Source organism: Achromobacter sp. ACM03, from assembly GCF_014851665.1.
In the GTDB taxonomy this organism is placed as follows: Bacteria; Pseudomonadota; Gammaproteobacteria; order Burkholderiales; family Burkholderiaceae_B; genus Achromobacter; species Achromobacter aegrifaciens.
The window spans coordinates 28,992-42,151 of the sequence record NZ_JACVAD010000004.1 but is presented as its reverse complement, the minus strand read 5'-3'; the positions used below and the strand labels follow the sequence as shown (position 1 = coordinate 42,151).

General features: G+C 66.6%; 12 protein-coding genes. 3 read left to right on the top strand and 9 right to left on the bottom strand.

The window, feature by feature from the left end:
• Positions 1 to 2: 2 nt before the first annotated feature.
• Together IB257_RS19505 and IB257_RS19500 are read right to left on the bottom strand one after the other, a co-directional pair.
• Positions 3 to 2,081, bottom strand: a complete 2,079-nt coding sequence (locus IB257_RS19505; protein ID WP_175160055.1) for a cytochrome c biogenesis protein ResB — start codon at positions 2,079 to 2,081, stop codon at positions 3 to 5.
• A 118-nt stretch (positions 2,082 to 2,199) separates the two neighbouring features.
• Positions 2,200 to 2,901 (bottom strand): c-type cytochrome, encoded by a 702-nt coding sequence (locus tag IB257_RS19500; protein ID WP_042797483.1) that lies wholly within the window; start codon positions 2,899 to 2,901, stop codon positions 2,200 to 2,202.
• Here IB257_RS19500 and IB257_RS31735 point away from each other — a divergent pair.
• The 3 genes from IB257_RS31735 (at position 2,900) to hemB (ending at position 4,779) form a co-directional block, all read left to right on the top strand.
• On the top strand, positions 2,900 to 3,028 hold the full coding sequence (locus IB257_RS31735; protein WP_255509206.1) for a hypothetical protein: 129 nt from the start codon (positions 2,900 to 2,902) through the stop codon (positions 3,026 to 3,028). The two genes, IB257_RS19500 and IB257_RS31735, sit on opposite strands and share 2 nt — an antisense overlap.
• Before the next feature lie 114 nt (positions 3,029 to 3,142).
• On the top strand, positions 3,143 to 3,766 hold the full coding sequence (gene yihA / locus IB257_RS19495) for a ribosome biogenesis GTP-binding protein YihA/YsxC (RefSeq protein ID WP_042795930.1): 624 nt from the start codon (positions 3,143 to 3,145) through the stop codon (positions 3,764 to 3,766).
• Positions 3,763 to 4,779, top strand: a complete 1,017-nt coding sequence (gene hemB / locus IB257_RS19490) for a porphobilinogen synthase (RefSeq protein ID WP_054457239.1) — start codon at positions 3,763 to 3,765, stop codon at positions 4,777 to 4,779. Before yihA ends, hemB begins: the two co-directional genes overlap by 4 nt.
• Before the next feature lie 57 nt (positions 4,780 to 4,836).
• Here the strand turns inward: hemB and IB257_RS19485 are convergent, their stop codons facing one another.
• The 7 genes from IB257_RS19485 to IB257_RS19455 form a co-directional block, all read right to left on the bottom strand.
• The gene (locus tag IB257_RS19485) at positions 4,837 to 5,721 is read right to left on the bottom strand and encodes a DMT family transporter (RefSeq protein WP_119449922.1); all 885 of its coding nucleotides are present in this window, start codon (positions 5,719 to 5,721) and stop codon (positions 4,837 to 4,839) included.
• Between the two features lie 138 nt (positions 5,722 to 5,859).
• Positions 5,860 to 6,570: an ABC transporter ATP-binding protein gene (locus tag IB257_RS19480; protein ID WP_054457241.1), complete on the bottom strand. Its 711-nt coding sequence runs from the start codon at positions 6,568 to 6,570 to the stop codon at positions 5,860 to 5,862.
• 36 nt (positions 6,571 to 6,606) lie between these two features.
• The gene (locus tag IB257_RS19475) at positions 6,607 to 8,379 is read right to left on the bottom strand and encodes an ATP-binding cassette domain-containing protein (protein WP_119449742.1); all 1,773 of its coding nucleotides are present in this window, start codon (positions 8,377 to 8,379) and stop codon (positions 6,607 to 6,609) included.
• The gene (locus tag IB257_RS19470) at positions 8,376 to 9,299 is read right to left on the bottom strand and encodes a branched-chain amino acid ABC transporter permease (protein ID WP_175181590.1); all 924 of its coding nucleotides are present in this window, start codon (positions 9,297 to 9,299) and stop codon (positions 8,376 to 8,378) included. Before IB257_RS19470 ends, IB257_RS19475 begins: the two co-directional genes overlap by 4 nt.
• Positions 9,300 to 9,331: 32 nt before the next feature.
• On the bottom strand, positions 9,332 to 10,519 hold the full coding sequence (locus IB257_RS19465; RefSeq protein WP_119449743.1) for an ABC transporter substrate-binding protein: 1,188 nt from the start codon (positions 10,517 to 10,519) through the stop codon (positions 9,332 to 9,334).
• A gap of 76 nt (positions 10,520 to 10,595) precedes the next feature.
• Positions 10,596 to 11,363: an SDR family NAD(P)-dependent oxidoreductase gene (locus IB257_RS19460; RefSeq protein WP_192354826.1), complete on the bottom strand. Its 768-nt coding sequence runs from the start codon at positions 11,361 to 11,363 to the stop codon at positions 10,596 to 10,598.
• Positions 11,360 to 13,108 (bottom strand): FAD-dependent oxidoreductase, encoded by a 1,749-nt coding sequence (locus tag IB257_RS19455; protein WP_119449744.1) that lies wholly within the window; start codon positions 13,106 to 13,108, stop codon positions 11,360 to 11,362. Before IB257_RS19455 ends, IB257_RS19460 begins: the two co-directional genes overlap by 4 nt.
• Positions 13,109 to 13,160 lie beyond the last annotated feature (52 nt).

Genomic DNA, 13,160 nt, shown 5'->3' with positions numbered 1-13,160 from the left:
CCTTAAGACCTCTTCTGGCGCAGCAGCGCCTGCTTGAAGCGTTCAAACTCCTGGTTGAAGTCGAGTGTACGCTTCTGGGACGTCATGGCCGCCAGGACGCTGCTGCCGCCGCCTTGCGGCTTGATCCAGATCCAGATGCGGCGGTCTCGAATATAGAACATCGAGAACACGCCCAGGACCAGCAGCAGGCTGCCCAGGTAGACAGTGTTCTTGCCGGGCGTGCGGCTGACCTGGAACACGCTGGCCTGCACGTGCTTGAAGTCCGCGAGCGACAGGAACACCGGCGCCGGATAGACGGTCAGGTCCGACAGCGCGGCCACGGACAGGCGCGACCAGACGGCGGCGCGTTCGGCCTCCGGGCCTTCGGTGGCCACGGGGGGCAGGCCGGCGCGCTCGCGCTCGATGGCGCGCAACTCGTTCATGCTGGCGCCGATCAGGCGGATCACCACGTCGGCTGCCCGCTCCAGGTCCTGCGGCGGCGTGTTGGCCTGCAGGAACGCCGCCACGGCTTGCAAGCCGCCGGAGGCGAAGGTTTCCAGGGCGCGCTCGGCGGCCGTCTGCAGGGGCTGGCGATCCGTCCCCGCCGGGCTGTTGCGTTCCGCGAAGCGGCGCGCGGCCTCCTGGCGCGCTGCGGGGTCGGCCAGAGTCGCGCGCAGGCGCATGAATTCGGCGATCGAGCTGTCGTCGTCCGCCGGAATGCGCAGGTAGCGGAACGGCTCGGAGGCGTTGTTGCGCACTCCGGCCAGGAACACGGCGGCGCCGTCCAGCTCGACGGGCAGCATGTAATTCTGGAATTCGTGGGCCTGGCCCGCATCGTCGATCAGCTTGTATTCGACGCTGGGACCGACGTTGCGCAGGTTTTCGTTCTTTTTGCCTGCGGCGCTGCCGGACACCGACGCGACATGGTCGGCAAAGCTCTGGTTGCCGCCCTTGGGCACGCCGCCGGTCAGATCCTCGACGTTGATGGGCCGCAGGGCCGTGATCTCGATCCCCATGCTGCGCGCGCCGCGGGCAGTGTGAGCGGTTACTTCGCTGGTCTTGCCCACCGTACCGTCAACCGCGAAGGTAGCGGCGTCAGATCCTACTAGCGGATAGCCTTTCAGCGTCACCGCGCTGCCGCCGTCGTCGAAGCTGGATTGGTAGACCGTCATGCCCTTGAAGCGCAGCGGCTCGTTGACCTCGATGGTGGAATCGAAACTCTTGCCGGTGTCCGGGTCGGTGACCTCGACCTCGCTGGCGAAGCGGCTGGGCATGCCGGTGGAGTAATAGTCGACCACGAACTTCTTGAGCTTCAGCGTGAAGGGCATGGGCTGCACCAGGGCGCCGTCGCCCACCATCACGACCGCCGTGCTGGCCTGGCCGCCCTCGGGCACCAGGACGCTGGCGCGGAAGCTCGGGTTGTCGACCGACAAGCGGCCGCTTTCCGGCACTTCCGAGATCAGCATGTTTTCGACGATGGGTTTCTTACCACCGAACATGACCTGCAGGCGCACCGGCAACTCGCTGTCCAGCAGGCCGCCGATGCAGATGATGACCATGGCGGCGTGGGCGAACACATAGCCCAGGCGGTTGGCGCTGCCCTTCTTGGCCGCCAGCAGCACGCCATCCGCATCCTGGCGTTCGCGCACCGCATAACCCAGCCGGCCCAACAGGGATTTGAGGCCCGCAGCCGTCTGCGGCACGTCGGTGGGCTCTTCGGTTTCCACCCGATGCGGGAAGGCGCGCAAGCTGCTGGCGCGCACATGTTCGCGGAACGAGCGCGCATCGCGCAGCATCTTGGGCGCGTTGCGGATCAGGCAGACCGAGGTCGACACGACCAGGAACCCCATGATCAGCAGGAACCACCAGCTGTTGTAGACGTGCCAGATGGAGAACTTGTCGAACACTTCGAACCAGAACGGCCCGAACTGATCGATGTAGTTGTTGGACGAGCGGTTCTGCTGCAGGACGGTCCCGACCAGGCTCGCCACGCAGATGAACATCAGCAGGCTGACGGCGAAACGCATCGAACCCAGCAATTCGAAGAAATCGCCGGGCAGGCTGCGCAGGGAAGGACGGGAGTGTGTACGGGTCGAATTCATGAAAAAAGGGGGGCCGCGCTATCGGCTACCCCCCTCATAGACAGCGCGCGGCGGAAGCAGGTTCCGCTGCGCTGAGTTTGCAGAACGCGGACCAGCCGCGCGCGTGGCGGGCTGGCGCCTACCGCAGACCGGCGGCGTAGTCCGACACGGCCTTGATGTCGGCGTCCGACATGCGGTCCGCGATGGCGAACATGACGTCGTTCTTGCGGTCGCCGCTGCGGAACAGCTTCAGCTGCTCTTCAATGTACATGGGGAACTGGCCCGATAGCCGGGGGTACTGGCTGGGAATGCCCGCGCCATTGGCAGAATGGCACGAGGCGCAAGCCGGAACCTTGCGATCAGGCAAACCGCCGCGCCAGATCTTTTGACCCAGATCAACCAGCTTCTCCTGGCCGGCCGTGGCGGGCTCCTTGAGCGGCTGCTGCGCCAGGTACAGCGCGATGTTCTGCATGTCGGCGGGCGTCAGGTTCTGCGCCATGGCCGTCATCGGGGTGGGATTGCCGCCCGCGCCATTGCGCACCGGCAGCTTGGCGCCGGGCTTGACCTGGAAGTCGGCCAATTGCTTGGCCAGGTACTCGTGGGACTGCGCGGCCAGGTTGGGGTTCACCGGGATGGTGCTATTGCCCGCCGCGCCATGACAGGACGCACAGGCGATGATGCCCCTGGCCGCATCGCCCTGGTCAAACAGCTGTCCGCCCTTGGCGGCATCTGGTTTTACCGGGCCCGCGGCGCCTTCGGCGGCGAAACTCGTAGTAGATAAGGCGGAGGCGCCGAGCAACAGCCCGCTCGCAACCAACATCCGGGACAGCACACGCTTCATGAAGACCTCGACGATCGCATCGATCAAGGCGCAAAAAGGCGCCCACGCCTGCCCGCACACCCTGGAATACCGTATCGAACCTGTTTTGCCTTCCTGCCTGCGATGTTGCTGCGAACTTGCCGGATAAAGCGTTCAGCAAGCGAAACAGTAAGCAAAAAAGACGGCTCCGCGCACGGGGACCACTGTTGCAAACGCCGGATTATACAATAGGGCTCGAAACCAACCGTATCCAAAGCCACCCGTGTCCCTCCTACATCGCGCCTCTTTCCTCACGTCCGCGGCTCGCCTCGACCAGTTGCCGGCCGCCGGCGCTCCCGAGGTCTGCTTTGTCGGCCGCTCCAACGCCGGCAAATCCACGGCCATCAACGTGCTGTGCAACCAGCGCCGCCTTGCCTTCTCCAGCAAGACGCCGGGCCGCACGCGCCTGATCAATATGTTCAGCCTGCCCGACCCGCTGGATCCGGAAGGCCACATCGGCTATCTCGTCGACCTGCCCGGCTACGGCTACGCCTCCGTGGCCCGCGACGAAAAAGAAAAATGGGCCGACATCCTGGGCGGCTATCTGCGCGACCGCGAATCGCTGGCCGGCATCGTGCTGCTCATCGACATCCGCCGCGGCGTCACCGAACTGGACCGCCGCCTCGCCAACTTCATCGCCCCCACCGGCCGCCCGGTGCTGGCGCTGCTGACCAAGGCCGACAAGCTGCCCTACGGCCAGCGCGTGCGCACCGTGTTCTCCGTGCGCAAGGACCTGGCCGATATCGGCGCCCTGCACACCATCCCCTTCTCGGCGCCTGAACGCATCGGCCTGGAAGAGGCCGGCGCGCACATAGAAAACTGGATTTCACCCAAGGTCGTACCATGAACCCGCAGATCATCTCCCCTGAATTCCCGGTATCCCGCCCGCGCCGCCTGCGCCGCGACGACTTCACCCGCCGCCTGGTGCGCGAAAACGCCCTGACGGTCAACGATCTGATCTATCCCGTGTTCGTGGCCGAAGGCACTGGCCTGCAGCAAGCCGTGCCGTCGCTGCCGGGCGTGGTCCGCTATTCGCTGGACACGCTGCTGCCGGTGGCCCGCGAATGCGTGGACCTCGGCATTCCCGTGCTGGCGCTGTTCCCCGCCATCGACCCCTCGCTCAAGACGCCCGACGGCATCGAAGCCACCAACCCCAATGGCCTGATCCCGCGCGTGGTGCGTGAACTGAAGAAGCACGTCCCCGAACTCGGCATTCTGTGCGACGTGGCGCTGGACCCCTACACCAGCCACGGCCAGGACGGCGTCATCGACGAGAACGGCTACGTCATCAACGAAGCCACCGTCGAAATCCTGGTCAAGCAGGCGCTCACGCAAGCCGAGGCCGGCGTCGACATGGTCGCGCCCAGCGACATGATGGACGGCCGCATCGGCGCCGTGCGCCGCGCGCTGGAAGCCAACGGCCACATCCACACGCAGATCATGGCCTACTCCGCCAAGTACGCCAGCGCCTTCTACGGCCCGTTCCGCGACGCCGTGGGCTCGGCCACCAACCTGGGCAAGTCCAACAAGATGGCTTACCAGATGGATCCGGGCAACCTCGACGAAGCCCTGCGCGAAGTCGCCGCCGACCTGCAGGAAGGCGCCGACATGGTCATGGTCAAGCCCGGCATGCCCTACTTGGACGTGCTGCGCCGGGTCAAGGACACGTTCCGCGTGCCCACCTTCGCCTACCAGGTCAGCGGCGAGTACGCCATGATCAAGGCCGCCGCCGCCAACGGCTGGCTGGACCACGACAAGGTCATGATGGAAGCGCTCCTGGCGTTCAAGCGCGCCGGCGCCGACGGCATCCTGACGTACTTCGCGATCGAAGCCGCGAAGCTGCTGAAGAGCCAGCGTTAAGCGCTTGCGGCATCGCGGGCCAGGCCACCATGGGCCGCCCGCGACGCCTGCCGCAAATCAAGTCTTGGCGGCCGCATTGCGGCCCGCTGCCGGCGCCCCGCGCCGCAATCCCAGCCAGGTTCCCGCCAGCACGCAGGCCAGTCCCGCGACGTGCGTGGGCGTGACGTGCTCGTCCAGGAACAGGGCCGCGAACAGCAGGCCGAAGATCGGCAGCCAGTTCACGAACAAGGCCGCGCGGCTGATGCCCAGCCGCGCGATGCCGGCATTCCAGACGATGTTGCTGACGCCCGAGGCGATCACCGCGGAAAACAGCAGCACCAGCCACGGCCACCACGTCATCTGCCAGGTATCGCCCTGGTAGGACGCGGGCGTCAGCGCCGCGTGCACCACCAGCATCAGGCCGCCGGCCAGGTACATGTACCAGAGCATGCCCAGCGGATCCATGCTGCGCGACATGCGCTGGATCACCAGCCCGCCGCAGACGAACACCAGCACCGCCACGAACACGATCGCATCGCCCCAACCCGTCAGGCCGATCCGCGCGCCGCTGCCGACCACCACCATGCCCACGCCCAAGAGCCCCAACAAGGCGCCGGAAATGCGCACCAGCGTCAGTTTCTCGCGATAGAAGATGGCCGCCAGCAACGCCGACAGCAAGGGGCTGGTCGCCATGATGAGCGTGCCGTTCGCGGCTGACGACACCCGCAGTCCTGTCACCAGTGCAATCTGGTGCGCATACACGACCAGGAAGCCCGCCAGCGCAACCCAGCCCAGCTCCGCGCGACCGAGCCGGGGGATGCGGCCGCGGCGGGCCTTGATGATGAGGGTGACGGTGATGAACGCAATGACGATGCGCACGGCCGCCAGGGCCTGCACATCCATGTGCAGCGTCAGGTACTTGACCGAGACGATGTTCAGGCCCCATGTGGCCATGACGAACATCAATTGAAGATAGATAAGACCTGTGCGGTCCTGGCTTGCATCAACTGTCGGGGACGTCACGGGCGCCGGCCTGGAAGGGGAATGGGACGCGCCGCCCACGCGGCGCCGCGGACATGGTATCGCGCCTGGGGCCTGGACTCAATGCGCGCCGAGGTATGCGGCCCGCACGTTGGGATCGCGCAGCAGTTCCGCGCCCGAGCCGCTCAGGGTGATGCGGCCGGTCTCCAGCACATAGGCCCGGTCCGCCACGCCCAACGCCTGGTTGGCCATCTGCTCCACCAGCACGATGGTCAGCCCGTCGTCGCGCAGCTTGCAGATCGCCGCGAAGATGTCCTGCACGATCAAAGGCGCCAGCCCCAGCGAGGGTTCGTCCAGGCACAGCAGGCGCGGTTCGCTCATCAGCGCGCGCGCCATCGCCAGCATCTGCTGCTCGCCGCCCGACAAGGTGCCGGCCAGCTGCTCGCGCCGTTCGCGCAGCCGCGGGAACAGCCGGTAGCCGCGCTCCACGCCTTCGGCCACTGCCGCGGGATCCCTGCGCCGGATGTAGGCGCCCAGCACCAGGTTGTCGTAGACGGTCTGGTCCGCGAACACGCCGCGCCCTTCCGGCGACAGCGCCAGGCCCAGGCCCACGCGCTGATGCGCCGCCACCTGCGTGATATCGCGCCCGTCGAAGGTCACGCGTCCGCCCTGCAAGGGCTCCAAGCCCGCCACGCCCTTCAAGAGCGTGCTCTTGCCCGCGCCGTTAGCGCCGATGATGGTCACGATCTCGCCCGCGCGGATCTCCAGCGACACATCGCGCACCGCCTGGATCGCGCCATACGAAATCTGCACGGATTCTAGTTTCAGCATCGTCTTACGGCCTGTTCCTACGCCTATGGCCTGGCCTCAGGCCATGCCGGTTCCCAGATACGCCTCGATCACGCGCTTGTCCGCCTGCACCTGGGCGGGCTTGCCCTCGGCGATCTTGATGCCGTAGTCCAGCACGATCACGTGATCGGAAATCGCCATCACCAGATCCATATGGTGCTCGACCATCAACAGCGTGATGCCGCAGGACTCGCCGATGCGCACCAGCAGCTCGCCCAGTTCCGCGGTCTCCTGCGGGTTCAACCCGGCCGCCGGCTCGTCCAGCAGCAGCAAGGTCGGTTCGGTGGCCAATGCGCGCGCCAGTTCCACCCTGCGCTGCAGGCCATACGGCAGGCTGCCCGCCGGCGTATCGGCCAGATGCTCCAGGCCCACCATGCGCACCAGGCGATAGGCGTGCTCGCGCGCGCGGCGCTCCTCGGCCCGCGCACGCGGCAGTCCCAGCAGCGAAGCCCAGAAGCCGTTCTTCATGCGGCTGTGGCGGCCCAGCAATACGTTATCCAGCACCGACAGCTCGCCGAACAGGCGCAGGTTCTGGAAGCTGCGGCCGATGCCCAGCTTGCAGATCACATGCGGCCGCTCGCCCGCGATATCCGTGCCCTGGAAACGGACCACGCCCGCATCCGGCAGCACCACGCCGCTGAGCATGTTGATGAGGGTGCTTTTGCCCGCGCCGTTCGGTCCGATCAGCGCATGCACGTGGCCGCGCCGCAGGCAGAAGGAAATGTCCTGCGCCGGCTTCACGCCGCCATAGGCCTTGGAGAGGCTCTCGACCACCAGCAGCAGGTCTTCTTGCGCCCCAACGGCCTGCTTGGCCGCGGGCGGGGCCGCCGCCTCGCCCGCGCCTTGCGGCCGCGCATCCGCGACCCGCCGCTCGCGGCGCGAGAACAGTCCCATCACCCCGCCTGGCATGAAGTACAGCGCGAACAGCAGCAATGCGCCGTAGAAGAAATGCTGCACCGAGGGCCAGCGCGCCAGCATCGCGTCGATGATGGTCAGCGCAATCGCGCCCACGGCCGGCCCCGCCTTCGAGCCTGCACCGCCGAACAGCACCAGCAGCAGGATGAAGATCGACAGGTTGAAGCCGATGAAGTCCGAGTTGATGTACTGGTTCTGCTGCGCCACCAGCGCGCCCGCAATGCCGCAGGTCACGGCCGCCACCACGAAGGCGATGACCTTGGCGCGATACACGCGCACCCCGACGGAAGACGAGGCGATCTCGTCGGCCTGCACCGACAGCAGCGCGCGCCCGAAGCGCCCGTCCAGCACGTTGCGCAGCAGGAGCTGCGTCGCCACGCACAGCACCAGCGCGAACCACACCCACTGCTGGTTGGTGAACGGGTTGCCGCCCCAGGTCAGCGGCATGATGCCGAACAGGCCCGAAGGGCCGCCAAACACGTCCACCCATTCGGTGACGATCTTCTCCATGACGATGCCGAAGGCCAGCGTCACCATGGCCAGGTAAGGCCCTTTCACGCGCAGCGACGGCAGGGCGATCAGCACGCCGAACACGCCGGCCACCACGGGCGCCGCGGCCAGGGCCAGCCATGGATCGACTTGCCAGCGCGAGGTCAGCAACGCCGCCGTGTAGGCGCCGGCTGCAAAGAGGCCCGCCTGCCCCAGCGACTTCTGTCCCGCATACCCCACCAGCACGTTCACGCCCGCCGCGCACAAGTAGTACACGCAAGCCATGAACACGATGCGCAGGTAGTAATCGTTGTCCACCAGGGCGGCGAACAAGGCTAGCGCCGCCGCGAGCGCCACGGTTATCAAGGTCTGGCCGTGCCGCTTCATACCTTCTCCGCCAGACGCTTGCCGAACAGGCCGGTGGGCTTGATCGCCAGCACCAGGATCACCAATCCGAAGATCGCCACTTCACGCCATTGCGACTGCCAGAGGTTCACGTAGGACTCCAGCAGCCCCAGCACAAAGCCGCCCAGCACGCAGCCGCGCGGATTCGACAGGCCGCCTATCATCGCGCCGGAAAAGCCCTTCAGGCCGATGGCCAGGCCCATGAATATCGAAGCCGACGTGATCGGCGCGACCAGAAAGCCCGCCAGCCCGGCCAACGCCGAACTGGCGAAGAAGGCGCCGGTCATCACCGCGTTCACATTGATGCCCATCAGGTTGGCGACCGCGGGATTGGCGGCCACGGCCCGCATCGCCTTGCCCAGCACCGTGCGGTTCATGATGCGGTCGAACAGCACCATCACCACCACCGCCACGGCGAGCAACAGCAGTTCCTGGCTGCGCACGCCCGCACCGAACACGCGGATCACGTCGTCGCCGAAGGGCGCCGGCACCGTGACGGGCGCCGGTCCCCAGACCGCGAACGCGGCGCTCTGCAGCAGGATGCCAAAGCCCAGCGTGCTCATGACCCATGCCATGCCCGGGCGCGAAGCGAACGGCCGCACGCCGAACACGTATAGCAGCACGCCCAGCATGCCCATCACCAGCACCGCCGCAAGCCCCGCCAGCAGATACTCCCAACCGCTCAATTCCAGCCCCGTGAAGGCCGCGGTGGTGACCGGCTTGCCGGCAAACAGGAACAAGGCGCCTACCCCGATGAACGCGCCCACGGACACGAATTCCCCATGCCCGAAGTTGAGCGTGCGCGTGGTCGTGAACGTGATGCTGAAGCCCAGCGCCACCAGCGCATAAGCGCCCCCCACTGCTAGCCCGCTGACGAGCGCCTGCAACAATGTCGCCAACATGATGGCCCCTTATGCCTGTCGCTGTCCTGCTGCTACTTGGCGACGGCGACGGTCACGTCGTCGGCGTAAGGCACCAGCTTGCCGTCCTGCCAGTGCGCCCACTTGTAATCGCTTACCAGCAGCGCATCGTGCACCGTGGCCGAGAATGGCTTGGTGTAGGTCTTCATCGCGCCTTCGTAGGTGCCATCCAGGTTCTCCAGCGCCAGGCGCACCTTCTCGCCATCGGTGGAGTTCGCCTGCTTGATCGCCATGCCCAGCAGGTTCATGCCGTCATAGGCATGCGCCAGGAAGCCGAACGCGGTGGGCGAGGTCATCTTGGCCGACACGCGGTCATACAGCTTTTGCTGCGCGGCCGTGCGGTTGTCGGTGATGGTGCGCAGGAAGAAGGGCTTCTCCGACAGCGTCTTGCCCGCCGTATCGTAGAAGGCGATATTGTCCGCCGCCCACGAGGTCAGCGTCAGCGGGAACCAGTTGATCTTCTCCATGCTGCGGAACACGTGCGCGATCGGCGTGCTCTGCGCCCAGATCACCACCGTATCCACCCCCGCCGCCTTCAGCTTGTTCAGCTGCGACGTCATATCGGTATCGGCCACACCGAACTTCTCGACCGCCACGGCCTTGACGCCTTGCGCCGCGCCAACTTCCTCCAGGTCCTTGAGCGCGCTCTGGCCATAGCCGGTGGTCTCGATCATGAAGCCTACATTCTTGACCTTGGGATTCTTCTTCAGGTAGCCGATCACGCCGTCCACCTGTTCGCGGTCCACCATGCCGACGCGGAACATGTAGTTGTCCGCGCCCGCGCGCATGGGCTTGGTGATGTCGGTGCCGGAACCGATGGCGCCCATGACGGGGATCTTCTTCTGGTTCGGGATGTGCTTCCAGGCCAGTGCGTTGCCGGAATTGGTGGGACCAACGATGGCCACGACCTTCTCGTTATCGATCAGGTCCGCCATGTTCTGGATGGACTTCGGCGGCTGCGACAGGTCATCGCGCACCACCAGCACCAGCTTGCGGCCGAGCAGGCCGCCATTGGCATTGATGTCGTCAATGGCCGTGCGCAAACCCAGCACCGCGGCCTGCCCGCTTTGCGCGGACGGCGAAGCCGACAGGTCGCCGTTAAAGCCGATCTTGATGTCCTGGGCGTAGGCCTGCGCGCCCACCGCCAGCGCGCACAAGACGGCCGCCTTGGACAAGGTGGAAAAAATCCCCGTTGCTTTCATCGTTGTCTCCTGTGTTTTTCAGATGTGCTGCACGTCAATGATTCTTTTTTCTGCCTCTCGCCCGTGGAGCCTGGCGCTATACCGCGAGATAGCCGCCGTCCACCGGCAGGGACACGCCTGTCACGTACTGCGCCATCGGCGAAGCCAGGAACACGGCGGGTCCCACCAGGTCTTCGGGCTGTCCCACCCGTCCCAGCGGAATGCGCTGCATGAAGTTCGCCAGCCGGGCGGGATCGTCCCGCGTGTACTGCGTCATCGGCGTTTCAATGACGCCCGGCGCAATGGCGTTGACCCGTATGCCGTCGGGCGCGAGGTCGCGCGCCATGGCCTGCGTCATCATCTTCACGCCGCCCTTGGACGGCGAATAGCCCAGGGTGGCGCCTACCCCGGCGAACGACGCGATGGAGCCGACGTTGATGATGACGCCGCGCGTGGCGCGCAACGCCCCCAGGAAGGCGTGGATCATGTTGAAGCTGCCGTTCAGGTTCACGTCCAGCACGCGACGCCAGTTCTCGGCGGCGCGCGGGCTGTCTATGCCTTCGCGGATCAGGATGCCGGCGTTGTTGACCAGCACGTCAATCGGCCCCACTTCCAATTGCACCTGCGCCGCGACCGCCGCGCATGCCTCGGAGTCCGTCACGTCGAGCGCGTGGCTCCAGGCCTCGCCGCCGGTGGCGATGATGGCCCCTGCCGTCTGCGCGGCGTTGTCGGCCTGCACGTCGGTCGCCACCACGCGCGCGCCCGCGGCCGCCAGGCCCAGCGCCAATGCCCGTCCGTTACCCTGCCCCGCTCCCGTCACCAGGACCAGCTTGCCCTGCAGCAGTCCCGCCGGCGCGGCACTCATGCGGCCGCCTGCGCGGAAGCGTCCGCCTGCACGCGCGCTGCGGCCTTGCCGGCGGCGGCAATGCTCTGGCCCGCGATATAGCCGAAGGTCAGCGCCGGACCCAAGGTGATGCCCGCGCCCGGATAGTTGCCGCCCATGATGCTGCAGGCGTCGTTGCCCACGGCGTACAGGCCGGGTATGACCGCCCCCAGTTCGTTCAGTGCGCGGCCCTGGCCATCGACCTTCAGGCCGGCGAAAGTGCCGATGTCGCCGATCATGACCTTGATCGCGTAGTACGGCCCTTTCACGATGGGCGCCACGCAGGGATTCGGGCCATGCAGCGCATCGCCCTGATAGCGGTTGTAGGCCTTGCTGCCCTTGCCGAATTGCGGATCGCGGCCCAGCGCCGCCTCCCGGTTGTATGCTTCGACCGTCTGACGCAGGCTGCCGGCATCGATGCCGGTCTTCTGCGCCAGTTCCGCCACCGACGCGCCGCGAGTCAGATAGCCCGTGTCCAGATAGCGCTTGATGGGCAATGGGAACGGCGCCACGCTGCCCAGACCATACTTGCGCAGGGTCTTGTGGTCGCAGATCAGCCAGGCGCAGGTCTCGCCCTGCCCCTCGCATGCGCGCACCATCTCCTGCACGAAGTCGTGGTACGAACTGCCTTCGTTGGTGAAGCGACGGCCATTGCGCGTGACGGCGATGACGCCCGGCTTGGCGCGGTCGATGAAGTGCGGCATGTAGCCCGGGCTGCCGTCCTTGCGCGTCACCACGGACACCGGCACCCATGCCGCGGCATTGGGCAAGGCGGTGTTGACCTGCCCGCCCGCGCTCTCGGCCAGGCGCAGCCCGTCGCCGCTATTGCCCGTGGGCGACGGAGAGTAGTGTTCCGTGCCGTTGGGTGCGTGTGCATACAGCTGCTTGCGGCGTTCGATGTCGTACGGAAAGCCGCCGGAAGCCAGCACCACGGCGCGCGCGGCGCGCACGCGCACGGCCGCGCCATCGCGCTGCACGACCGCGCCGCGCACGGCGCCGTCTTCGATGATGAGGGACTTGGCCGGCGCGTTCAGCCACAGGGGCACGCCCAGCTTGAACGCGGAGGCCGCCAGCCGGCCCGCCAGCGCATTGCCGTTGGTCAGCGTCATGCCGCGGCCATGCCTGGCCACGTCCAGGAAATGCCGGGTCAGGCGCTTGGCCACGTACCAGGCCGAGGCCAGCGAGCGCGTGACCCGCATGAAGTGCACGATCTCCTTGCCCGAGCCCAGCATCATGCCGAACACAGTCAGCTCGGGCAGCGCGGGCGCCAGGTCCCTGACGTGGGCGCCGAGCTTGCGGCCGTCGTAGGGCCGCGCCACCATCGAGCGTCCGCCCTGCTTTCCGCCGGGCGCTTCCGCGTGATAGTCGGGGAACACCAGCGGCATGTCGAACTGCACTTCGGTGTTCGACGTGAAGAAGTCCACCGCGCGCGGCCCCTGCTCCAGAAAGGCATCCACACGTTCAGCGTTGTAGCTGTCGCCGGCTTCGTGGCGCAGATAGGCGCGGCCTTCGTCCGGCGTTTCATGGATGCCCTGCACCTTGGCCAGCGAGGTGCCCGGTATCCACAGCCAACCGCCGGAACGCGCGGTGGAGCCGCCGAAGCGCGGCTCTTTTTCAACGATAAGGACCTTCAGGCCTGACGTTGCCGCGGTGATTGCGGCAGCCATGCCCGACGCGCCCGACCCGACCACCAACACGTCGCAGTCGTATTGACGAGAATCTTCCACGTTGTCTCCATACCCTTGGGGCGGCTTGCTCCCGATCGCAAAACCGGGGCAG

Bases quoted from the DNA above. Each gene is read 5' to 3' on its own strand.
- IB257_RS19505 (WP_175160055.1), bottom strand. From the start codon at position 2,081: ATGAATTCGACCCGTACACACTCCCGTCCTTCCCTGCGCAGCCTGCCC.
- IB257_RS31735 (WP_255509206.1), top strand. From the start codon at position 2,900: ATGAAGACCTCGACGATCGCATCGATCAAGGCGCAAAAAGGCGCCCAC.
- IB257_RS19500 (WP_042797483.1), bottom strand. From the start codon at position 2,901: ATGAAGCGTGTGCTGTCCCGGATGTTGGTTGCGAGCGGGCTGTTGCTC.
- hemB (WP_054457239.1), top strand. From the start codon at position 3,763: ATGAACCCGCAGATCATCTCCCCTGAATTCCCGGTATCCCGCCCGCGC.
- IB257_RS19485 (WP_119449922.1), bottom strand. From the start codon at position 5,721: ATGTTCGTCATGGCCACATGGGGCCTGAACATCGTCTCGGTCAAGTAC.
- IB257_RS19480 (WP_054457241.1), bottom strand. From the start codon at position 6,570: ATGCTGAAACTAGAATCCGTGCAGATTTCGTATGGCGCGATCCAGGCG.
- IB257_RS19475 (WP_119449742.1), bottom strand. From the start codon at position 8,379: ATGAAGCGGCACGGCCAGACCTTGATAACCGTGGCGCTCGCGGCGGCG.
- IB257_RS19470 (WP_175181590.1), bottom strand. From the start codon at position 9,299: ATGTTGGCGACATTGTTGCAGGCGCTCGTCAGCGGGCTAGCAGTGGGG.
- IB257_RS19465 (WP_119449743.1), bottom strand. From the start codon at position 10,519: ATGAAAGCAACGGGGATTTTTTCCACCTTGTCCAAGGCGGCCGTCTTG.
- IB257_RS19460 (WP_192354826.1), bottom strand. From the start codon at position 11,363: ATGAGTGCCGCGCCGGCGGGACTGCTGCAGGGCAAGCTGGTCCTGGTG.